Consider the following 24,629-nt stretch of genomic DNA (forward strand, 5'->3'; position numbering starts at 1 on the left):
AGAACAGAGTGACATGACCATCAGCGAATCCTTCACGCCACCGGTGCTGCCGGTCGCCACCACCGCACGGACCTGGTCCTGGCTCACCAACGACCTGCGCCGCCGACGCCGCGCGACCGCCGCCGCGATGCTCGTCGGCCTGGCGGCCGCGGCCGTGGCGACCGTGCCGATCTATCTGTTGGGCACCCTCGTCGACCGGGTCAGCGACGGGGACGCCGTCGCAAGCCTCGTCGGGGTGTCGGTGGTGATCGCGGTGGCCGCCCTCATCGGCGGACTTGGCACCGGGCTGTCCACTTACCTGATCACCCGGCTTGGCGAATACACGGTGGCCGATCTGCGCGAAGAGGTGCTCGACCGCGCGCTCAACCTGCCTGCCACGATGATCGAGGAGACCGGTCGCGGCGATCTGCTGTCCCGCGTCGGGGCCGACGTCGGCGCCGTCGCCAAGGCGGTGTCCCAGGTGCTGCCGGACATGCTGAACGCGTTCTTCCTCGGCATCGTGACGGTGGCAGGCATGGCCAGCATCGACTGGCGGCTGGGACTTGCTGGCGCACTGTCCATCCCGGCGTATGCCGTCGCCTTGCGGTGGTATCTGCCGCGGTCGGCGCCGAGGTACGCCGAGCAGCGGGTGGCGCTGGCCGCCCGCGCACAGGCCACGGTGGAGTCGGTCCAGGGAGCGCGGACGATCGCCGCGTACGAGATCCACGAGCGGCGGCTCACCGACATCGATCGCGAGTCCGCCCGCGCCCGTGACATCTCCGTCGGGGTCTTCACGTTGTTCACCCGCCTCGTCGGGCGAGTCAATCGAGCCGAATTCATCGGGCTCACGGCCACTTTGGTGGTCGGGTTCCTGCTGGTGCGCACCGGCACCGTCACCGTTGGGCAAACCACGGCGGCGGCGTTGATGTTCCACCGCCTGTTCAACCCGATCGGCATGATGATGTACAACTTCGACGAGATCCAGGCGGGCGCGGCGTGCCTGGCCCGTCTCGTCGGGGTCGTCGACCTGCAGACGCCTGCCCACCCCCAGGACGCGACAACGCCCCGGTCAATCCCTGCCGGATCCGACGTGGAAGTCGACGCCGTCTCGTTCGCCTATCGCTCCGGGCCCGAAGTCCTGCACGATGTTTCGCTGACCATCCCCGCGGGCACCAGGTGCGCGCTCGTCGGCACCACAGGAGCGGGCAAGACCACCCTGGCCGCCGTCGTCGCAGGGCTGCTCGCCCCCACCCGCGGGCAGACCTCCATCGGCGGGGTCCCCGTCGGTGACATCGATCGCGGGCAGCTTCGTCACTGGGTGGCCACCATCACCCAGGAAGTGCACGTCTTCTCCGGTCCGCTCGTCGACGACCTGCGCCTCATCGCGCCGGACGCGACGAGCGACGAGATCTGGACGGCGCTGCGCACGGTCGGTGCCGCGAGTTGGGTCGAGACGCTCGCCGACGGACTCGACACGTTCGTCGGTGAACAGGGACTCCAGCTGACCGCCGCGCAGGCCCAGCACATCGCCATGGCCCGCCTGGTGTTGGCCGACCCCAAGGTGGTGGTGCTCGACGAGGCCACCGCGGAGGCGGGCAGCGCGCACGCCGCCGAACTGGAAGACGCGGCGACGGCTGCGACCAAGGGCCGTACCACGCTGATCGTCGCCCACCGACTGACTCAAGCCGCCACCGCCGACCAAGTCGCCGTGATGGACGACGGACGCATCGTCGAGCGCGGCACCCACGAAGAGCTCATCGCGCTCGACGGCCGCTATGCGCGGCTGTGGCGGGCGTGGAGCACCCACAACTGAACACCCACGGAGAGGTTGCCCGGACGTGACCACGCATTCGCTGGACATCGCGGAGCTGTTGGACCAGTGGAACAACCACTCGACACCCGAGTGGACGTCCACCGTGCCTGCGCTGTTCGCCGCGCAGTGTGCGGCCACTCCCGATGCAGTTGCGGTGGTGCACGGCGACCGTCGACTGACCTACCGACAGTTGGCCGAGCGCGTCGCCCAGCTGGCGAACGCACTGCACGACAACCAGTTCCGTCCCGAGAGCATGGTCGCGGTCGGCGTGCCCCGCTCGGCCGAGATGGTGGTGTGCGCCCTGGCCGCCATGGTCGCCGGGGCCGCGTTCGTGCCGCTGGACCCCACGTGGCCGCAGCACCGCCGCAGTCAGGTGCTGGCCGACGCGGGCGCCTCCGCCGCCTTCGTCGCCGCGAACGACGAATCCCACTGGGACGTCCCGACTCTGGTGGTCGACCTCGACGACTGGCACCACGACGGGCAACCGACCCAGCCGCCGACGGTATCGGTCCAGCCCTCACAGCTCGCCTACGTCATCTTCACCTCCGGCTCGACGGGCAAGCCGAAGGGCGCGATGATCCGCCACGACGCCATCGCCGAGCGGCTGCTGTGGCAGCGTGACCACATCCTGCACTTCGGTGACGATGACGCAGCACTGTTCAAGGCGCCGTTGTCATTCGACATCTCGGTCAACGAGATCCTGCTGCCGCTGATCAGCGGCGGGCGCGTCGTGGTCGCCGAACCCGACGGCGAGAAGGATCCCGAGTACCTGCTCGATCTGATCCGCACCCAGCGCGTCACGTTCGTCTACCTGGTGTCGTCGATGCTCGACACGCTGCTCGAACTGGACCGCCTCAGTCTTGTTGACGGTGCGGCCAGCTCGCTGCAGTCTCTTCGCCACGTCTGGTGTGGCGGCGAGGTCCTCACCCCAGGACTTTTCACGCGGTTCCGCCAGCAGCTCTCGACGACGCTGTATCACGGTTACGGCCCCGCCGAAGCCACCATCGGTGTCTCCCATGTGATCTACCGAGACACCGCCGAGCGGATCGCCACCTCGATCGGCAAGCCCAACCCGCACACACAGCTCTACGTCCTCGACGACGACATGCGCCCGGTACCGCCAGGCGTCGGCGGTGAACTGTACGCCGCGGGCTTCCTGCTGGGCCGCGGATACGTCAACGCGCCATCGCTGACCGCATCGAGATTCGTGGCGAACCCGTTCGACGACACCGGGTCTCGGATGTACCGCACCGGCGATCTCGCCCGTTGGACGCCCGACGGCTCCCTGGAATTCCTGGGCCGCGCCGACAACCAGGTCAAGATTCGCGGCAGGCGCATCGAACTGGAGGAGATCGAGTCGCAACTCGCCGATCATCCCGCGGTGCGTCAGGCCGTCGTGACCGTGCACCAGCACGGCGGCGCCGAGCAGCTGGTCGGCTATCTCGTCACCGTCGACGGCGTGCCCAACGATGCGGCGCTGCACGGCGAGATCGCCGCATGGAGCCGCACTAGGTTGCCCGACTACATGGTGCCGACGCTGTTCGTCGGTCTTGACCGGGTGCCGGTGACGGCCAACGGCAAGGTCGACCGCCGTGCTCTGCCCGCACCCGACGTCGCGGGTTCGCGCACGGTGAATCCACCACGTACGCCGCGTGAAACGGTGCTGTGCGAAGCCTTCGCCGACGCGCTCGACCTCGACGAGATCGGGGTTGACGAGGACTTCTTCAGCCTCGGCGGCGACAGCATCGTCGCGATCCGGGTGGTCAGCCGGGTCCGCGCCAACGGGTTCGCACTGCGACCCCGAGACATGTTCGCCCACCGCACCGTCGAGGCACTCGCGCCGCTGTTGGTGGCGTCGGCGGCCGTCGATGCACTCGTCGGCGACGCCATCGAGCCGACCGGAGCCGCTGCGGCGACGCCGATCCTGCGCTGGCTCGATGACGTGGCAGGGCCGGGCTCCGTGCTCAACGGGTTCTACCAGGCCATGTCGCTGATCACTCCGGAGAACCTCGACGAGGACACGCTGCGCGCCGCCGTCGGCGCGACACTGGTCCGCCACCATGCACTCTGGGCGACGACGGACGGTCACGCCCGGGAGCTGAACATCCCGGCGACCTCCCCCGAAATCCAGTTCCTGATAGGCGTTCTCGACACCGGCATCGAGGACATGCGGAATCGCCTTGTCGCGACCCTCGATCCCTCCGCGGGGATCATGGTCGCATTCGGCTGGCTTCGGTCCACCGCAGGTCAAGGGCGGCTGCTCGTGGTTGCGCACCACATCGTGGTCGACAGCATTTCGCTGCGCATCCTTGCGGATGACCTCGCGGCCGCCCATCGGTTGATCGCCACGGGTCAGCCGCCCATCCTGCCCGCAGTCGAAACGTCATGGCGATCATGGGCGCAACGGCTGACCGATGCCACGGCCGCAGGCGCGTTCGACGACGACCTCGACTACTGGCAGCAGGTCTGCGCGACGTCGGAGACGCCATGGGGCGATCGTCCGCTGGACGACACCCGCGACACCGTCGCCACGGAAGCCCGGCTGACCGTCGAGTTGCCCGCCTCCGTCACCGATGCGGTGCTCACCCAGGTACCAGACCGCATCCACGGTCACGTGAACGACGCCATGGTCGCGGCGCTGTACCTGGCGCTTCGCGAGTGGCGCGCTGACGCCACCGGTCCCCTGCTCCTCGAGATGGAGGGCCACGGGCGCGAGGGCCATCAAGTCGGTGACATCGACCTGTCGGCCACCGTCGGCTGGTTCACCACGCTGTACCCCGTCGCGCTGCATGACGACGAATTCGACTGGAACGCAGCGCTATCGGACGGGGTGTCGCTGGGCGCAGCGGTGCGGTCGATCAAGGACCAGCTGCGATCCGTGCCGTCTCATGGGCTCAGCTACGGCGCGTTGCGGTATTTGCGCGGGGCGAGCGAAGCGACGGGAGAAGGGTGCGGCCACCAGGACAGCCTTGCCGCGACACCGCAGGTGTTGTTCAACTACCTCGGCCGGTTCGATACCGCCGAACGCCCGTGGGCCTTCGCCGACGACCACCTCGCCGTGATGGAGGACCGCGATCCTGCGATGCCGTTGCCCCGGCTGGTCGAGGTCAACGCCGAAGCGGTGGCGACGGGGCGCGGCACCGTGCTGCGGGCCACGTTCAGCTGGCCGACGGCTGCCATCGCCGAAGCCGAGGTCGCCCGCATCGCGCAGCGCTGGACCGAGCTCCTCACCGTGATCGCCACCAGTGCCGACGTCCGCGGGCACAGCGTCTCGGACTTTCCTCGAGTCGCCCTCGACGCCAACGACGTCACGGAACTCGAGAACGCCTATCCGGGGCTTGCCGACGTGTTGCCGCTGACCCCGACGCAACAGGGCATCTACTTCCACTCCACGTTCAGCCGCCGCCACGACCCCTACGTGGTCCAGCAGATCGTCGACATCACCGGGCCGCTGGACACCGACCGCTTCCAACACGCCACCGAAGCCGTCGTCAACCGTCACCGGACCCTGTCGGCGGCGTTCACCACGCTGTCGGACGGCACGCCCGTCGCCATTCACGCCACGCCCGTGGCACCCGACTTCGAGGTCGTCGACGCACGTGCCGAGGCAGACTCCGCGACTGTCGTCGCACAGCGCGCGGAATGGGATCGCAGCCGCCGGTTCGACCTCGCCGCCCCGCCCTTGACCCGCTACACCCTGATACGCCGCAGCGACGACGTGCACACCATGGTCCAGACGGTGCATCACATCGTCGCCGACGGATGGTCGGTGCCGATCGTGCTCGACGATCTACTGACCGCCTATACCGGGGCCGACTTCGACGGTCCTGCACCGCAATTCACCCGGTTCGTCGACTGGCTCGGCGAACGCGACGGCGACGCCGACCGGGCCGCATGGACGGGCGTGCTCGACGGGATGTCCGGGCCAACCCGAATCGCATCGGCCGACGGGACAAGAGGACTTTCCCTCTCGGCGTCGTCGACCGGTTTCGGCAGCCGCAGCATCGCGCTGCCATCGCGGGCGATCGTCGCGGCCGCCGCGGGACGCGCCGCGGTGACCATCGGCACCCTCCTGCACACCGCATGGGGTGTCACCGTGGGCCGCCTCACCGGCGAGGGTGACGTCGTGTTCGGCACCGTGGTCTCGGGACGCGGCGGCGGTCTCGACGGCATCGACCGCATGGTGGGCCTGCTGGTCAACACCGTGCCCGTGCGGGTCCAGTGGTCGCCGACCGACACGACGCTGGACGTGGCCACCCGGCTTGCCGGCGTGGAGGCCGAAGTCGTCGAGCACCACCACCTGCCACTGACCGAGGCTCACCAGATCGCCGGCGTCGGTGAACTGTTCGACTCCCTGGTCGTCATCGAAAACCTGGGCGCCACATCGCATTCCGCAGGAGATCTGACACTCGGCGAGATCGGCGTCATCGAAGCACCGCACTACCCGCTGACGGTAATGGTCGCCGTTCACGACACGGTCACGGTCACCGTCACCAACGATCGCGGGCAGGTGTCCGACGCATTCGCCGACGCCGCGGCCCAGGCGTTCGCCGATCTGCTGACCGCCATCACGTCCGACCCGGCGATCGCATTCGGTGACGTCGAACTCGGCCACCCGGCCGGGCCCGTCACCGGCGCCGAAGTCACCACGGTCACGGCACTGATCGCCGATGCCATCGCAGGCCACCGCGACGAGCCCGCCGTCGTGACAGCCAAGGACACGTTGACGTTTGGCGAACTCGACTCTCGCGCGGGCTCACTGGCACGTCAGCTCGTCGAGGCCGGGGTGCGCCGCGGCGACGTCGTGGCGCTGGCTCTCTCCCGGTCGGCCGACGCGGTCGCCGCGATGTGGGCGATCATCTCGGCAGGGGCGGCCTATCTGCCCGTCGACCCGACCTACCCGCGGGCACGCATCGAGTTCATGCTCGCGCACGCCAGCCCCCGCGCCGTGCTCGTCGACGACAGTGGGCGCGCAGCCGTCGACGGCGCCATTCCGGTCGGTACCGCAACGATCGACACCAACCTCGTGGCCGGCGCGACCGGACCATTCCAACCGGTCGAAGTCGGTCCGCTCGATGCGGTCTCGGTGCTCTACACGTCCGGTTCCACCGGGGAACCCAAGGCCGTCGTTGGCACCCACGGCGCTCTTGCGAACAGGCTGTCGTGGGCGATCGCCCAGTGGCCGGCAGCGACCCGGCTGGCCAAGAGCTCCTTGTCGTTCATCGACGGCACCACCGAGTTGCTCGCAGGCATTGCGAGCGGGGCGTGCACCGTCCTGGCCGACGACACCGCGGCCCGTGACGGACGGCGGCTCGCCGAACTGATCGCCGCCAACGGCGTTCGCCAATTGGTCGCGGTCCCGTCGCTGGCATCGGCGCTGGCCGACGAGCACGCCGCCGAGGTGCACGCAGTGGCACGGTGGATCGTCAGTGGAGAGCCGCTCGAACCCGCCCACGTGGCTGCGCTGCGCTCCGTGACCCCCGAGGCCGCGATCGTCAACTCCTACGGCTCATCCGAGGTTGCGGGCGACGTCATCGCAGGCGAACAGAACGGCGACGGCATCACCCTCGGTGCGCCGGTCCCCGGCACCGGGATCCGGGTCCTCGACTCGGCACTGCGGGAACTGCCGACCGGGGTGATCGGCGAGATCTACGCCAGCGGCGTGCAATTGGCGCGCGGGTACCTGCACCGCCCCGACCAGACCGCCACCCGATTCGTGGCCGCACCCGACGGCGGGCGGATGTATCGCACCGGCGATCTCGGCGCCCGGCTCCCCGACGGGCGGATCGTCTTCGCGGGCCGCACCGACGGACAGCTGAAGGTCAACGGCCACCGCGTCGAACCAGGCGAGGTCGAGGCCGCTCTGACCCGGCACACTGACGTACTGGATGCGGCCGTGGCGGGCACCGGTGCGACGCTCGCCGCCTTCGTGGTACTCGTTGCGGGCGCGCGCCCCGCCGACGTGTTGCTCACCGGCCTCGCCGACGAGCTGCCCCGCCATCTGGTGCCGATGTCCATCCAGGTGATCGACGCGATTCCATTGCTGCCCAACGGTAAACGTGACACCGGGGCACTGACGGCGCGTGTCGGACGGGTAGATTCCCGTCCGGCTGAATTGCTCGCCCCCGCCGACGACGTGCAACGCGCGATCGTCGACGTGGTCGCGGGCGTACTCGGCCGCGACACGGTCGGCGCCGACGAAGACTTCTTCGCGCTCGGCGGCGACAGCATCGCCGCCATCCGGGTCACCAGCAGGCTGGCAAGAGCCGGTTACCACGTCTCCACCGAAGACGTGTTCCGCCGTCGCACCGCCATCGGCCTTGCCGCGCTTCTCGGTGAGGCCCCGGTTGCGGATAGACCGAGGCAGGCGATCCCGCGCTTCGGCACCGTGCGACTGTCAGCCGAGACCATCGACGGCATCATGGCATCTGGCGCCGTAGAGGACATCTGGGCAATGTCGCCTCTGCAGCAGGGCGTCTACTACCAGAGCGCCCTCGGCGACGCCGGGGCCGGAGCAGCGTCGACCTACATCGCGCAGAACGCGTTCGACTTCGACCGCCGCGTCGACGTCGATGCCATGCAGCAGGCCTACACGGCACTGCTGCGTCGTCACCCGCAGTTGCGGGTCGGCTTCCGCACCGTCGAGCACGCCGAGGCGCAACCGGCATCCGACGCCACCGCGATGGTTCAGGTCGTGATCGCCGATCCCCCGTCGGACATCACCGTCGTCGACCTCAGCGCCGTGCACGATGCGGCGGAGGCCGCGCAGCGCACCGCCGACCACGACCGCACCGCGCCGTTCGACGTCGCGACCCCGCCCCTGCTGCGGCTCACCGTCATCCGGCTGCCCGACGGGCGCGACCGGATGCTGTTCACCTACCACTTCCTGTTGTTCGACGGGTGGTCCCGCGAGCTCGTCCTTCGGGAGTTGTTCGCGCTGTACAACTCTGGCGGTCAACGGGGTGACGTCGAACCGCATGGCGACCTGGTGTTGCAGTACCTGGAGTGGTTGCGGTCCGTCGGCGACGGCGAGGCATCCGGCGCTTGGGGCGCGCTGCTGGCCGGGCTGACCGTGCCGACGCTGGCCACCGGCGTGGAACCGGGGCAGCCCGACGCTGCCGCGGACACCGAACCGGGCCGCATCGTGGTTCGGGTGCCCGAGCATCTGACGGATCAGTTGCGCTCGCGCGCCACGGAACTGGGCGTCACGCTGAACGCCGTCATCACCGCCGCGGTCTCGACGGTGACCGGTTATTACGCGGGCGCCAGCGACGTCGTCATCGGAATCACCGTGGCCGGACGGCCGGGCGAGCTCGTCGGCATCGACGAGACCATCGGGCTGTTCCTGAACACCGTGCCCGTACGATTGGACCTGTCCCCCACGCGTACGGCGTCGGAGGCGATGCGGGCCGTCAACGACCAACGCATGTCGATGATGCGCCACGACCACCTCGGCCTCGGCCAGATCCAACGCGCCGCAGGCGATTCCGGCCGTGCCCTCTTCGACACGCTGCTTGTCCTGCAGAACTTCCTCGACGACGACACCTTCACCGACCTGGAGACGGCCCACGGCATCGTCGGCGTCGACTACCACGACACCACGCACTTCCCGCTCACCTGGGTTCTGACACCCGGCCGGGACCTGACCGTCAAACTGGAACACCGCGCTGTCGACGACCAACGCGCCCGCGAGATGGTCGATCAGCTGCTCGCGGTGTTCGAGGCGATCGCCGCTTCTCCCGACATCGCGGTTGGCGCCACCGATCTGGTCAGCCAGCGGAGGCGCACCGAACTGGAGCGTCGGTGGTCCTCCACCGAGCGGCCCTTCGAACCCGTCACCATCGCCGAACTCCTGTCCCGACAGGCCGAGCTCAACCCCGACGACGTCGCCGTGGTGTTCGGTGCGCAACAGCTCTCCTATCGCCAGTTCGATGACCGGGTGTCCCAGCTGGCGCGCTACCTGCGCGCGCACGGTGCGGCACCGGAAACGTTCGTGGCCCTCGCCCTTCCGCGCTCCATCGACATGGTGGTGGCGCTGTTCGCGGTGTTGCGGGCCGGTGCGGCCTACCTGCCGCTTGAGCTGGACCTGCCGATCGACCGGCTGCGCACCATCGTCGACGACGCCCGACCGGTGTTGCTGCTCACCACGTCTGAACGAACCGAACTGGCCGACTGCGCCCGCGGGCACGGTGCCACCGCGATCGCCGTCGACGACCCCGGCACCGTCTCGACGTTGGCCGCGACGCCCGCCGATCCGCTGACGGCCTCCGAACTCGGCGACTTCGCCACCGGGGCGCAACGCCTACAGCACCCGGCCTACCTGATCTACACCTCGGGCTCGACGGGACGCCCGAAGGGTGTGCTGACCGGATACGCCGGCCTGACCAACATGTACTTCAACCATCGTGAGGCCATCTTCGAGCCCAGCGTGGCGCGCGCGCACGCGGCGGGCAGCGACCAGCAGATCACGGTTGCCCACACCGTGTCGTTCTCGTTCGACATGTCATGGGAAGAGCTGTTCTGGCTCGTCGAGGGCCATCAGGTGCACGTCTGCGACGAGGAACTGCGCCGCGACGCCCCTGCCTTGGTCGCCTACTGCCATCGGCACCGGGTCGACGTCATCAACGTCACGCCGACCTATGCACATCACCTGCTCGACGCCGGCCTCTTGGGAGAGAGTCATACGCCCGCACTCGTGTTGCTCGGCGGCGAAGCCGTCGGTGACGGCGTCTGGTCCGCGCTGCGCGACAACCCGGCCACGGCCGGCTACAACCTCTACGGCCCCACCGAATACACCATCAACACCCTCGGCGGCGGCACCGACGACAGCGTGACTCCGACTGTCGGACAACCCATCTGGAACACCCGCGGCTACATCCTCGACGCTGCGCTACGCCCGGTCCCCGATGGGGCGACCGGTGAGCTGTACATCGCCGGAGCAGGACTGGCACGGGGCTACCACCGCAGGCCCGGCCTGACCGCGAACGCGATGATCGCGGACCCGTACGTACCCGGCGGCCGCATGTACCGCACCGGCGACCTGGTCCGGCGGCGCCCCGGCGGCGCCGAGCCGGGCATCCTCGACTACCTCGGCCGGGCCGACGATCAGGTCAAGATCCGCGGCTACCGCATCGAACTCGGTGAGGTCGAGTCCGTCCTGGAGGCCGCAGACGGCGTGGCACGCTGCGCCGTCGTCGTGCGATCCGGCACCGGAACATCGCCGGTGAAGACGCTTGCCGCCTACGTGGTTCCAGCAACCCCGCTGTCCGACGAAGCGCAGTTCATCGCTGGACTGCGCGACCACCTGGCCGACACGTTGCCCTCCTACATGGTGCCTGCCCGCTACGGCGTGGTCGATGCGCTGCCGTTGACGATCAACGGCAAGCTGGACGTCGCTGCACTGCCCGAACCGGTCGCCGCCACCCGTGGTACGACCCGCGCGCCGCGCACAGCCGTGGAGTCGACGCTGCTCGAGGTGGTTTCGGCAGTGCTGGGCATCGAGGCCGGCGGCCTCAGCGTTGATGACGACTTCTTCGCACTCGGCGGTGACAGCATCTCGTCGATCGCCGTCTGCGGCCGTGCCCGAAAGGCGGGCCTGCGCATCACGCCGCGCGACGTCTTCCGCCGCCGCACCGTGGCCGCGCTGGCAGCCGTCACCCGGGCCGACACCCAGCATCGCGACGTCGAACCCGACACCGGCGTTGGGGTCATCGCCGCGACGCCGATGCTCGCCGAGACCGAACAGTCGGTCACCCCGCTGGACAACTTCTACCAGTCGATGGTGCTGGCCACCCCCACCGGAATCACCGGCGAGCAAATGGAACTCGTCCTCCGGTCGGTGGTCGACGCGCACGGCATGCTGCGGGCACGACTCGACGCCGGCGAAGCCGGCTGGACCCTTACCGTGCCGGAGCCGGACAGCTACCCGGATCAGCTGATCCGCAGGAGACCCGGTGCGCTGACCTCAGCCGACGTCGCCGAAGCGACTGCCGCTGCGGCGGCTGAGCTCGCACCGGAAGACGGCGTCATGGTTCGCGCAGTCTGGTATGCGTCCGGCCAACTGCTGCTCGTCATTCACCATCTGGCCATCGACGGCGTCTCCTGGCGCATCATCGGCGAGGATCTCGCCAAGGCCTGGGCCGACGTGGCCGAGAGCAAGCCGGTCGCACTCGACGCCGTCCCGACGTCCTTCCGGACGTGGTCCGACACGATCGCCGCCGCACGGTTCGACAACGAAGCCGAGCACTGGAACGAGGTGCTTGCCACCGCCGACCCCGACCTCGGCAGGCGGCCCCTGGATCCTGCGATCGATACCGCGAACACCGTGCGCAGTCACACTGTCTCGTTGCCAGTCGAGATCAGCTCGGCCCTGCTGTCATCGGTGCCGTCGGCCATGAACGGCGGCGTGAACGACGTCCTTCTCACCGCGCTGTCCTTGGCACTGGCCAGGTGGCGCGCGGATCGCGGACAGGACGACGGCACGGCCACCGTGCTGAACCTCGAAGGCCACGGGCGCGAGGCCGAGTTGGTGCGTGACCTGGGGCGAGCGAAGCGACGGGGGGATGTTCAGCAGCTCGACCTATCCCGCACGGTCGGTTGGTTCACCGCGATCTACCCCGTCCGGATCGATCCCGGCCCACTGACGTGGCCCGACGTGCTCTCCGCCGGGGCGCCTTTGGCGGAATCGGCGAAGTCGGTCAAGGAACAGCTGCTCGCGGTTCCGAACCGAGGTCTCGGGTACGGCGTGCTCCGATACTTGGACCGATCGGAACCAGTCCGCGGGGTCCCACCACAGATCCTGTTCAACTATCTCGGGCGGTTCGCCGGCGGCAGCGGCCGGGACTGGGAAGCGGTCGCGGAGATCGGTGCCTTACGCGAAGGCGTCGATCCCTCGAACCCCGCTGTGGCCCTGGAGATCACCGCACTCGCCGAGGACCGACCCGACGGCACCGTGCTGACCATGACGCTGGCCTGGCCCGGCGGCTTACTGGACGACGCCGACGTCGATCGCCTTGCCACGCTGTGGTCGGAAGCCCTGACCGCATTGACCCGCTGCGTTGATCTGGCCGGGCACACGCCATCGGACTTCCCGCTCATCGAGGTGACTCAGGCCGACGTGGACGAGTGGCAACAGACGGGCGCCATCGACGACGTGCTCCCGCTGTTGCCGCTTCAGGAGGGCATGTACTTCCACAGCGCCTACGGCGACGGCGTCGACACCTACCAGGTCCAGCAGGTCGCCGAGCTGTCCGGCCCTGTCGACCCGGATGCCCTGCGCGCCAGCGTCTCCGCCGTAGTCGGCAGGCATCAGGCGCTGCGGGCCAGCTTCCGCGAGATCCAGGACGGCCGCCTCGCACAGGTGATCTGGTCCGACGTCAGCATCGAATTCCAGACCAGAGACGCCGACCTTCACGAGCTTGACGACGTTGCGGCCGAACAACTGTCGCGGCCCTTCGACCTGGCCGACGCACCGCTGGTCCGCTACACCCTGGTGAGGTTGAGCGCCGGCGAGCATCGACTGATCCAGACCATGCACCACATCGTCGCGGACGGCTGGTCCTATCCCGTGATCTTCGGCGACGTCGTCGAGCACTACAACGCCAGCGTCGGAGGAGGCGACGGAAGCATGGCGGCGACGGTTGCGGTGTCTTCCTTGCACGACCACGTCGAGGCCGTGACCGGTGGCGATCGACAAGCGGCCCGCGAGGCATGGGCAACGGCCCTCGACGGCGTCGAGCCGACCACCCTGTTCCCCGACGAGCACGTTGTCGGTGAGCATCGCAGCGCCGTCCGGCGGCTCTCCCCCGAGCTGACCAGCGCGCTGACGCAGGTGGCCCGCGACCGCGGCGTCACGCTCAGCACCGTTCTGCACGGCGCGTGGGGTCTGCTTCTCGGCCGACTGCTCGACCGGCAGCGGGTCGTCTTCGGGTCGACGGTCTCCGGTCGCGGCGGCGAGCTGTCGGGCACCGAATCCATTGTCGGGCTGCTGATCAACACCATCCCCGTGCCGATGTCGTGGGAGCACGACACCTCGGTCGCGGAAGCCATGGCGCAGTTGCAGGAACAGCAGAGCGCCCTGCTCGACGCGCAGCAGCTGGGTCTGGCCGACCTGGCCCGGCTGGCCGGCGTTCGCGACTTCTTCGACACCATGGTCGTCGTCGAGAACTTCCCGACCGTGGCCACCGACGCACCAAATCACCCGCGGGCACTGCAGTTCCGTGGCTTCACCGGGACGGATTCACCCCACTATCCGGTGTCGTTCGTCGCCTATCTCGACGATCAGCTGACCGTCGAGATCAAGTACGACGCCGGTGCGGTCACGGCACCGCAGGCCGACCGTTTCGCCGAGCGGGTCGAGCGCATCCTCGCGGCGTTCGTGGAGCAACCCGACGCGCCGGTCGGCGGAATCGACCTGCGCACCGAGGCCGAACGCCAACTCGTCGCAGGCAGCGAGTCCCGGCCAGGCCCGGACCGGACACTCGCGGACGCGTTCACCGCGGCAGCACGCAGATCGCCCGACGCGGTGGCGGTGACGTGCGGTCAAGACCAAATCACCTACGCGGAGCTCGACTTCCGCACCACTGCGGTGGCGGCGACGCTGATCGATCTCGGTGTCCGTCCCGAGTCGCGGGTGGCGGTGGCGCTACCGCGGTCGATTGATCTGATCGTCGGACTGCTTGCCGTGATCCGAGCCGGCGGCACGTACGTCCCACTGGACATCGACTCACCGGCAGCGCGTCTGCAGCACATCCTCGACGATTCCGCTCCCGTGTGCCTCCTCACCGACCGGGTAGACCGCCTGCCGGGGTCGGCGCGCCCGCCCGTGATCCTCCAGGACGCGGCGCACCGCGTCGTCGACAGCTCGCTCCCCCCGATCGACCTCTCACCCGACCACGCCGCCTACGTCATCTACACCTCCGGCTCCACCGGTCTGCCCAAGGGCGTGGCCGTCACGCACCGTGACGTCGCAGCACTGTTCCAGGCGACGTCGGACGGCGCAGCAGCACCATTCACGTTCGGGCCGGACGACGTGTGGACGATGTTCCACTCCGCAGCGTTCGACTTCTCCGTGTGGGAACTGTGGGGACCGTTGCTGCACGGCGGGCGGCTGGTGGTCGTCGAGCAAGTGGTGGCCCGCGACCCGGACCGATTCGTCGCCCTGCTGTCGTCGGAACGAGTGACGGTGCTGAATCAGACGCCGTCGGCGTTCTACCCGCTGATCGAGGCGGACCGGCGCGAACGGCCCGAGCTCGCTCTGCGCTACGTGATCTTCGGCGGCGAGGCACTCGACGTCAGCCGGCTCTCCGCCTGGTATCAGCGCCACGACGCCGAGTCGCCTCGGCTGGTCAACATGTACGGCATCACCGAGACCTGCGTGCACGTATCCCACCGACCGCTCGACGCAGCCGACGCCGAGACGAGCGCCAGCGGTCCGAGTGCGATCGGCGAACCGCTCCCTGGACTCCGAATCCATCTGCTGGACAACACCTTGCAACCCGTTCCCATCGGTGTGGTCGGCGAGATGTACATCGCTGGTGGACAACTCGCCCGCGGCTACGTCGGCCGCCCCGGCCTGACGGCAGGCCGGTTCGTGGCCAACCCTTTCGACACCGCAGGTGAGCGCCTGTACCGCAGTGGTGACACCGCCATGTGGACCGAGTCCGGCGAGCTGGTCTACGTCGGGCGATCCGACCAACAGGTCAAGGTGCGCGGCTACCGCATCGAGCTCGGTGAGGTGGAGTCGGCGATGGCCGCCCTGCCCGAGATCGCGAACGCAGCAGCCGCCGTGCGGCAAGACGACACCGGACGCACCCGGTTGATCGGCTACCTGGTCGGACGCGAAGCCGTCGACGTCGCGAAGGTGCGTGCAGATCTGGCGCAGCGCCTGCCCGACTACATGGTGCCGTCGACACTCGTCGTGCTCGACGCGCTGCCACTGACGGTCAACGGGAAGTTGGACCGCGACGCCCTACCCGAACCGGCGGAGAGGCCAGCACCCAGCACCGCATCCGTGGCACCCACCACGACGAGCACGGCGGAAACGCTGGCCGCCCTGTGCACCGAGATCCTCGGCGCGGCAGTCGGTGTCGACGACGACTTCTTCACGATGGGCGGCGACAGCATCGTCGCCATCCAACTAGTCAACCGCGCCCGACGGCTCGGGCTGCGGATCACCCCGCAGCAGGTGTTCGTCAATCGCACCCCGGCCGCACTCGCCGAGGCCGCAGGGGAAGGCACTCCGGCGGCGGTCGTCACGGACGATTCCGGACCGGACATCGGCGAAGTCATGCTGACCCCGATCGTGCAGCGCCTCGCCGAACTCGGCGGAACCGTAGCCCGATTCAACCAAGCGGAGTTGCTGCGCACCCCGGTCGGTGTGACACACGAGCAACTCGACGCCGCGATCAACGCCGTGATCGCTCGACACGATGCTCTACGAATCCGATTGAGCCGCCCGGTGCCCATACTGTGGTCGCTGGAAACCACTGCGACGAGCACGTTCTCGCTGTCCAGGGTCGATGCCGCACACATGGACGGCGACGAGCTGCGCGACGCCATCGGCGCGCAGTCCGACGCTGCCGCGGACCGATTGAACCCCGATGCCGGCACCGTCGTGCAGGCGGTGTGGTTCGACCTCGGCGCAGTACGCCAGGGCCGACTTCTCCTCGTGGTGCACCACCTGGCCATCGACGGGGTCTCGTGGCGCATCCTCATCGAGGATCTGGGCGAAGCGTGCCAGCAGCTACGGGCCGGCCAGAAGGTCGCGCTCGCGCCGGCGCCCACGTCGATCCGCGCCTACGCGCGCACCGTCAACGAGAACGCCCAGCATGCAGCGCGATTGACGGAGTTCGAGCACTGGACGTCGACGCTGGCGCCCGGCGGTGAACTCGATCCGGCGACCAACTTGGCGACCCTCACCGTCGGGTCCACCCGCGACCACGAGGTGCGGCTCACCACGGCGGAGACGGTGCCGCTGCTCACCACCGTGCCTGCGATGGCCAACGCCGACGTCACCGAAACCCTGGTGACGGCGCTGCACGTGGCCGTCGGTCGCTGGCGCGTGGCACGCGGCGGCGCACCCGACGCACCACTGGTCCTCGATCTGGAGCGCCATGGCCGCGACGGGTGGGGCGACGATCTCGACCTGTCCCGCAGCGTCGGATGGTTCACCGCGATCGCCCCGGTTCGGCTGACTGCCGGTGAGACGGCCGGCCATTACGTCGCCGTCCTCAAGGACGTCAAGGAGCGGCTGCGCGCCGCACCCCACGGTGGACTCGGCTTCGGTCAGCTGCGTTACTGCAATCCGCGTACCGCCGCCGCTCTCGGGCGCCTGCCCAAACCACAGTTGCTGTTCAACTACCTTGGCCGATGGGCTGCCGACGGTACTGGCGACTGGGATTCGGCACCCGAGGTCGACGCGCTGCGGACCGGGCCCGACCCCGACCTGGGCACCCCATACCTGTTGGAGATCAACGCGATCTGCGACGAGACGGTCGACGGTCCACGCCTGCGCGCCACGCTCACCTACGCCGATGGCGAGTTGAACGCCGATGCGGTGGCGGAGCTCGGTGAGCATTGGGTGACGGCGCTGCGCGAGCTCGGTGAGCTCGGTAGACGGACCGGCACCCATTCTCCGGTGACCGCCCTGACCCCGTCGGACGTGCCGCTCGTCGAGCTGTCCCAGCAGCAGATCGACGAGCTCACCGCGGAGGCGTCGTACCCAGTGCAGGCCATCTGGCCGCTGTCGCCGCTGCAGGAGGGCGTGTACTTCCAGGCCCGCTACGCGACGGCCGCGGTGTACATCGTGCAGAACGTCTTCGACTTCGCCGACCCGATCGACGTCGAGGCGCTGCAGGCCGCCTACTCCGCGGTGATGAGGCGAAACCCGGTGCTGCGGTCCGGCTTCTGGGGCGACGACCTTCCACAACCGGTGGCCGCCATCGCCACCGATCCGGTGTGCAGGCCCGAGCTGGTCGATTTGACCGGGCTCGAGCCGGAAGGCGTTGCGGACCGGGTCGCCGCGATCACCGCGGACGATCGGCTACGCACCTTCGATCTGACCGCGCCGCCGTTGGCCCGAATGACCGTCATCCGCACGGGTCGACACGACCGGCTGATCTTCAGCTACCACTTCCTGCTGCTCGACGGCTGGTCACGCGAACATCTGCTGCGCGAACTGTTCGCCGAGTACACGGCAGCCACGCACGGCACGGGGGCGAACCTGCCAGAGCCGTCCGCGGACTTCACCGATTACCTGCGCTGGCTGGCGGGTCGGGATCGCAGCGCGTCAGCGCAGCAATGGGCGGTGGCCCTCGCCGATCTCGCGGCACCGACGCTGCTGGTGCCCGACGCGGTGGGCACCGAACCCACGCTCGCGTTGCGACTGGACTTCACCCTCACCGATGAACAGACCGCGCAGCTCACCCAGAGCGCACGGCGAAGCGGCGTCACGCTCAACGCATTGATCAGCACCGGTCTGGCCTTGGTGCTGGCGTACGAAACCGGCAGCGACGACGTGGTCTTCGGGTCGACGGTCGCGGGGCGCCCGACCGATCTGGAGGGCATCGACTCGGTCATCGGACTGTTCCTCAACACCGTGCCGACCCGTGTTCGGCTGCGGGCGGGCCGCTCCGTCGCCGATGCCATGCGCGCGGTTCAGTCCGACCGCCTGCACCTGATGGACCACGAGTACCTTGGCCTCGGCGACATCCAGCGCGCCGTGACCGATCGGGATCGGAAGACCAACGGGGACAACGGTGCCCTCTCGGGTGGCGGTCCATTGTTCGACAGCCTCTACGTGCTACAGAACTTCCTCGACGATGACACGTTCACCGACATGGAGACCGTTCACGGCATCGTCGGGCACGATTCGATCGACGCATCGCACTACCCGCTGACCTGGGTCGCATCACCAGGGCGGCGGCTGTGGGTCAAGCTGGAGTACCGGCCCGACGTGGTGGATCGCGCACGTGCGCAACGACTCCTGGACCGGTTGCAGCAGGTGCTGCTGCATCTCAGCGGTGACGGCGACACATTGGCCGCGGTCCCAGTGGTCCTCCCCGACGAACGCCAGGCGCTGCTCGCCAGGGCCGACTCCACGCAACACGACCTGCCGGACGCCACCGTCATGGACCTCCTGGCCGAGCGTGCGGGAGCCGCTAGATCGGCGACGCTGACGGCGCTGGTGTGCGGTGGCGAGAGCATCGACTATGACCAGTTGGACGACCGGATGAACAGGCTCGCCTGGGTGCTGCGCGACCGTGGCATTGGGCCGGAATCTACAGTGGCCCTGGCCATTCCGCGGTCGATCGACGCCGTGGAGGCGCTGTTCGCCGTGCTGCGTGCGGGTGCCGCGTACCTGCCATTGGAACTGGACTATCCCGACGACCGGTTGGCCGTCATGCTCGACGACGCCGCACCCGTGTGCGTACTGACGACGAAGGCGACGGCGGCGCGCATCGCCGGCGTGGCGCCCGACTCGTGCCAGATGATCGTCCTCGACGATTCCGACGTGCTGAGCGCGTGCCAGTCGGCGTCATCGGGATGGGACGGCTACACGCCAGGCCTCGACGACCCCGCGTACGTGATCTACACGTCCGGGTCGACGGGAAAGCCCAAGGGCGTGGTGACCCCGCACCGGGGCCTGACCAACATGCACCTCAACCACCGTGAGGCGATCTTCGCGCCTGCCATCGCCAAGGCAGGCGGCCGCAGGCTGCGGATCGCACACACCGTGTCGTTCTCCTTCGACATGTCTTGGGAAGAACTGCTGTGGCTCATCGAAGGCCACGAGGTCCACATCTGTGACGAGGAACTCCGCAGGGACGCCACCGCGCTGGTGGCGTACTGCCACGAGCACCAGATCGACGTCATCAACGTCACCCCGACGTATGCGCAGTTGCTCTTCGAGGAGGGCCTGCTGGACGGCGACGACCAAGGCGGTCACCCGCCGGTGCTGGTGCTGCTCGGCGGTGAGGCGGTGTCCTCGGCGGTGTGGAATCGACTGCGCGACAGCGATACCAGTTACGGTTACAACCTCTACGGCCCCACCGAGTACACCATCAACACGCTCGGCGGCGGAACCGACGACAGCGGCACCCCAACGGTCGGCCAGCCGATCTGGAACACCCGCGACCACATTCTCGACGGCTGGTTGCGGCCGGTGCCGGACGGCATCGCGGGCGAGCTGTACATCTCCGGCGCTGGGCTGGCGCGCGGGTACCTCGGCCAACCGGCTCTGAGTGCGGGGCGCTTCGTCGCGAACCCCTTCGAGCCTGGCAGCCGGATGTATCGCACGGGCGACTTGGTGATTCGCCGCGGGGACGGCAATCTCGACTTCCTCGGCCGCACCGACGATCAGGTCAAGATTCGCGGCTACCGCGTCGAACTCGGCGACGTAGAAAGCGCAGTGGCCGCGCATCCGCTCGTCGCCCAGGCCGCCGTGATCGCCCGCCCTGATCCGAATTCCTCGGGCTCGCAACGGCTGGTGGGCTACGTCGTGCCCGTGGGGCCGTCGAATGCGCTCCCGCCGGAGTTCGTCGGCGAACTCCGATCCCACCTCAAGGGCGTGCTACCCGCCTACATGGTGCCGACGGCGATCGCGGTCCTCGACGAGCTGCCACTGACCGACAACGGCAAGCTGAACGTCCGCGCACTACCGGACGTCGCGCCGTCGAGCCAGCAGCGCACCAGCCGGGCCCCGAGGACACCGACCGAGGAGACGCTCTGCGAGGTCTTCGCCGAGGTGCTCGGCATGGAGAGCGCAGGCATTGACGACGACTTCTTCGACCTCGGTGGGCACTCCCTGCTCACCATCCGCTTGATCAGCCGGGTGCGCGCAACGCTTGGCGCCGAACTGTCGCTCGGTGACGTCTTCAACGCCCGTACCGTCGCCGGTCTCGCGGAGCGCATGGAGTCGGAACCGGCGAGAGCCTTGAGGCCCGAACTCGTCGCAGTCCCCCGGCGGGACCGCATTCCAGCGTCACCCGCGCAGGAACGCCTGCTGATTCTGGATCGGATCGGCGAAACCGGTGTGGCATACAACTATCCGCTGGCCTTCAGGGTCCGCGGTGCGCTGGACCTCGTCGCGCTCGGCAACGCCGTCACCGACGTCATCGCGAAGCACGAGACGCTACGCACCGTATTCGCCGAACACGACGGCCTGCTGTTCCAGGAGATCCTTCCGGTCGGGACCACGGCCCCGACGCACGTCGTCGACTGCGCCGACGCCGACCTTGCCACCCACGTCGCAGCCGCCGCCGAGTACCACTTCGACCTGAGCATCGAGATTCCGTTGCGGGTGACCGTGTTCAGGACGGCGGCCGACGACCACACGGTCCTGCTACTCCTGCACCACATCGCGACCGACGAATGGTCAGACACCCCGTTCGTCGACGATCTGAACAGTGCCTACCGGTCGCGGGTGACGGGCAACGGCGCGGAATTGCCTGCCCTGCCGGTGCAATACGCGGACTACACGCTGTGGCAACGCGACCTCCTGGCACGCATCGGTGAGCAACAGCTGCAGTTCTGGCGCGGGGCGCTGGCCGATGCCCCCGACGAGCTGACGCTCCCCACCGACCGACCAAGGCCGGCACGGCCGAGCGGAGCGGGCGGCACGCTGGAGGTCGAGCTGGCTGCGGAAACGGCTACTGCACTGCGTGTTCTGGCCGCGGAGCGACAGGTCAGCATGCTGATGGCACTGCACGGAGCCGTCGCGGTGTTGTTGCACCGATTGGGCGCAGGCGACGACATCGTGGTGGGCACGCCCGTTGCGGGCCGCGACGAAACGGCCCTGCACGAAGTGGTCGGTTTCTTCGTCAACACGGTGGTCCTGCGGGCCGACCTGTCAGGGAACCCGTCCTTCGACGAACTTCTGGCCCGGGTCCGGACGGCCGACCTTGCGGCGTTCGCCCATCAGGAATTGCCGTTCGAGCGGCTGGTCGAGGATCTGAACCCGCCACGCGTCGCCGGCCGCAACCCGTTGTTCAACGTCTTCGTCGGGTACCACCTGCGCGACGCCGAGGACAGCGAGATGTTCGGTCTCCCAACGCAGTGGAGCGAACCCCCGGTGTCGGCGGCCATGTTCGACCTCGGGTTCACGCTGATCGACGAACGTGCCGATGGCTCTGCAACGATCATGGCCGAGTTCAGCGGCGACCTGTTCGACGAGTCCTCGGTGCGGACATTGGCGGAGCGGCTGGCGACGATCCTGCGCCAAGTGACCGCCGACGCTGCGATTCCCGTTGGTGCCATCGACGTTCTCGGCCCCGACGAACGCAACGACCTGATCGCGGCCCGCAACGACACCGACCACCTCATCGACTCCAACGATCTGGCTTCGTCGCTATCGCGTCAGGCACGGCGGACACCGGACGCGACGGCCGTCGTATTCGACGACCGCGAATTGTCCTATGCCGACCTCGACACGTGGTCGGATCGGTTGGCGGCAAGGCTCGTCGACGAAGGCACTCGACCTGGTGCCGTCGTCGGGGTGTCGTTGCCACGATCGGTGGAGCTGATCGTCGCGTTGGTGGCCGTGGCGAAGTCGGGAGCAGCGTTCCTGCCCCTCGACCCCGACTATCCGCCAGACCGCTTGGCGTACATGATCGATGACGCGCAGCCCGCCGCGGTGCTCGACGACGCAGCGGTAGTGCAGGCGGAACGCGATGTACGGGATCGTTGGGCGCACCGGACCATCGATCCGGCCGCGTGGGCCTACGTGCTGTACACGTCGGGTTCAACAGGACGGCCGAAGGGCGTTGCCGTTCCTCAGGCAGGCATCGTGAACCGGATCGCCTGGCTGCAGCACGCCTATCCGCTGACGGTCGACGATCGGATGCTGGTGAAGACTCCGATCAGCTTCGACACCTCGGTGTGGGAGGTGTTCTGGCCGCTGAGCGTCGGGGCGACGTTGGTGGTGGCCCGCCCCGGCGGCCACCGCGACCCTGGCTATCTCGCGGAAACCATTGTGTCGCAACGGGTGACCGCGGTGGACTTCGTACCGTCGATGCTCGAGCTGTTCCTCGAGGACCCGCGTGCGGCGCAGTGCACGTCCCTGACCAGGGTGACCGTCGGCGGTGAGGCGCTGTCCACCGAACTCGCCGGTCAGTTCGCCACCGCGCTGAAGGTTCCCCTGCACAACCTGTACGGGCCCACCGAGGCGTCGGTGGACGTCCTTGGCTGGACGGCTGACGGCGGCCCCGTTGCGCTCGGCGTGCCCGGCTGGAACGTGCGCGCCTACGTGCTCGACGGCTACCTGAACCCGGTCCCCGCGGGCGCACACGGTGAGCTGTACCTGGCCGGCGTGCAGCTGGCCGACGGCTATCTGCACCGCTACGACCTCACCGCACAAAGCTTCGTCGCCAACCCGTTCGGCACCGGCGAGCGCATGTACCGCACCGGCGACGTGGTGCGTTGGCGTGGCGGCCAACTGGAGTACTTGGGACGCACCGACGATCAGATCAAGTTACGCGGTGTCCGCATCGAGCCCGGCGAGATCCAGACGGTGTTGACGACACATCCGTCTGTGTCGTCGGCTCGGGTGGTCGTGCGCAATGACCGGCTGCTGGCGTACTACCTGTCGGCCGGCGACCCATCTCCATCCCCCGTCGCTCCGCTCGCCCGCGGGGCCACCGCAGTGTCGCTGCGCGAGCACGCGACGTCGGCGCTCCCCATCCACATGGTGCCTTCGGCGTTCGTCGAGTTGGCGAGCTTCCCACTAACCCCCAGCGGAAAGCTCGACAGGAACGCCCTTCCCGACCCGCAGATCGACGCAGGCGCAGGACTTTCCCCCGTGACCGCGCAGCAGCAGCGACTCTGCGAGCTGTTCTCCGAAGTCCTTGGGGTTGGCGTCACGAGCATCGATGCCGACTTCTTCACCCTCGGCGGGCATTCACTGCTGTTGGTGCGTTTGGCGGCGACGATCCGGCGCGAGTTCGGGATCGACGTGCCCGTGGCCGACCTGATGGTGGCACCGACCGTGGCTGACGTCGCCAGCCGGTTGAGCGCCGGCACCGACGGCACGGCCGGCAGCCTCGCCCCGGTACTGCCGCTGCGGCCGTCCGGATCCCAGCCCCCGCTCTTCTGCGTGCATCCCGCCAGTGGGCTGAGCTGGCAGTTCGCCGGGCTGAAACGACACCTGCCACGAGATATTCCGCTGTACGGATTGCAGTCGGCACTGTTCACCGGTGGCGAGTTGCCCGACACCATCGGCGAACTCGCATCCGGCTACGCCGACACCGTGACCGAGATCGCACCTACCGGCCCGATCCGGCTGCTCGGATGGTCGTTCGGTGGATCGTTGGCCCTGCTGATCGCCGAAGAACTCACCAGGCGTGGCCGTAAGGTCAGTCACGTCGGAATGCTGGATGCGCGCACCGATGTCGTCGAGGACGAGGCGTTCGACCCCGCGGCCGTGCTGGCCGGTTTGCTTCGCGAGATGGGCTTCCCCGTCGACCCCGAGGCCAGGATGACGGAGGCGGAGGCGGTGGCGTTGGTGCGCGCGAGCGGTGATGCGATCGCCATTCTCGACGATGATCAGATCGCTCTGGTCATCGAAAACTACGTGGCCGCCGAGCGATTGACCGCAGCCGCGGACTACGGCCGCTACGACGGCGACGTCTTCTTCGTCGATGCCGCGATGCTGGAGATGGATCTGGTGGGCGTCGCATCCGTTGGGTGGAGGGAGCACGTCGGCGGTCAGCTGCGGGTGGTCACGCTCCAGTGCCGCCACTCCGAGCTGATGGATTCGGACACGCTGGAGCAGCTCGGTCCACTCATTGCCGCCGAACTAGATCGGTGAACACCTACGGACGCCGAAGACCCGCCGGCTCGC

General features: G+C 68.5%; 2 protein-coding genes. Both read left to right on the forward strand.

Going from position 1 to position 24,629, the window contains the following annotated elements; genetic code table 11:
- The first annotated feature begins 13 nt into the window (after positions 1–13).
- Positions 14–1,792, forward strand: coding sequence for an ABC transporter ATP-binding protein (locus HNP02_RS03155; RefSeq protein WP_184434563.1), 1,779 nt, complete (start codon positions 14–16; stop codon positions 1,790–1,792).
- Positions 1,755–24,596: a non-ribosomal peptide synthase/polyketide synthase gene (locus tag HNP02_RS03160; protein WP_184434566.1), complete on the forward strand. Its 22,842-nt coding sequence runs from the start codon at positions 1,755–1,757 to the stop codon at positions 24,594–24,596. Before HNP02_RS03155 ends, HNP02_RS03160 begins: the two co-directional genes overlap by 38 nt.
- Positions 24,597–24,629: the final 33 nt, after the last annotated feature.

Origin of the sequence: Mycobacterium sp. AZCC_0083 (assembly GCF_014202335.1) — a bacterium.
In the GTDB taxonomy this organism is placed as follows: domain Bacteria; phylum Actinomycetota; class Actinomycetes; order Mycobacteriales; family Mycobacteriaceae; genus Mycobacterium.